Origin of the sequence: Caballeronia sp. RCC_10, from assembly GCF_041360715.1 — a bacterium.
Classification (GTDB): domain Bacteria; phylum Pseudomonadota; class Gammaproteobacteria; order Burkholderiales; family Burkholderiaceae; genus Caballeronia; species Caballeronia grimmiae.
Genome location: NZ_JBFUPT010000106.1, coordinates 1 through 1277, shown reverse-complemented (window position 1 = coordinate 1277; position 1277 = coordinate 1). Strand labels below are relative to the sequence as shown.

General features: G+C 58.2%; 1 protein-coding gene. It reads right to left on the bottom strand.

The window, feature by feature from the left end; genetic code table 11:
- Positions 1–980: porin (locus AB6804_RS31830; protein WP_370889830.1), on the bottom strand; the 980-nt coding region annotated here is incomplete at its 3' end.
- Between the last annotated feature and the right edge of the window lie 297 nt (positions 981–1277).

Sequence of the window (1277 nt, the reverse complement as noted above, 5' to 3'; positions counted from 1 at the left end):
CCAATGCTCACTTGATGGTACGTCGCGTTGGTGTCGCCCTGGCCATGCGTATAGGTATAGCCAAGGCCGAGCAGCGCAGCGGGCGTCAGTTGGAAGTTCACGAAGCCGTTTGCAACGTGGAACTTCTCCTGCGAGCCGAACGACGAGAACGCATCAGGCTTGTACTGAGCGAAGCTGTACGATGCGCCGACCGTGAACGCGCCAAACACGTATTGGCCTGCACCGCGTGCGATGCCGATCGAGTGAGCCGACGAGTACCCGTTGTTGATTACGGTGTACGTAAGAGAGTCGGACGACGGGCTGTTCCACGTCGTTGCGTTGCGGCCTGCCGACGGATTGTCCGTGTACAAATAGCTTGCCGCCAAACCGAGCGGGCCATTGTTGTATGCGACAGCGCCGCCCCACGTCTTGCCTTGGCCGGTAGTACCTGCCAAGTTGCTGAAGCCGTAGATACCTTCAAACTGGAAGCCACCGAACACCGGCGAGACGTACTTCACAGCGTTGCTCACGCGCAGGCTGTTATCGTAGTTATCGAGATCGCCCGGCGTTGCGAATGCTGCGCCCCAATAGTTGTCAGCGGTGAGGCCTTGGACCAGATCGACCGACGGGTCATATTGGCGACCGAGAGTAACCGTACCGAACTGGTTGCTGGTCACGCCGACGAATGCTTGACGACCAAACTCGCGGCCACCTTGGTTCAGACGGCCGGTGCCAGGGTCAAAGCCGCTTTCCAATTGGAAAATTGCCTTCAGACCACCGCCCAGATCCTCTTGACCTTTCATGCCCCAGCGGTTGCCCGACAGGTTGCCATTCTGCATGCCCCAAACCTGTCCACCCGTGCCGTCCGGATTGGTGGAGTGGCTTACGTACGCCAGGCCCGCGTCCAGAACGCCGTAGAGCGTCACGCTGGACTGAGCGTTAGCCGCACCGGCTGCGCCAATGAGTGCCAGGGAAATCACCGCTGCTTGCGTTTTCTTCATCTCGATTCGCTCCACGCGTAAATTCTTTTGAAATATTGCTATACACGACGGACTGAAGGATACATTGCGAAAAGAGATTTTCATTATCTGTTGCAGATTTGCGACAGGCAGCCGCTCCGGTCGTGCCGACCGACCGGAGGCCCGCTTTAGTGTTCTGATGGTTTGTTGTTGGGACTGCGAAGTGCGCTCGCTGGGCAAGCGGTCACCTCGTGTTACTTGTGGTGTGTCGGCGTCTTTTGCAGTAAGTCGCGCGCCGAGCCGAGCATTCCGTCGGCGATGCTGCCCGAATCGATACTG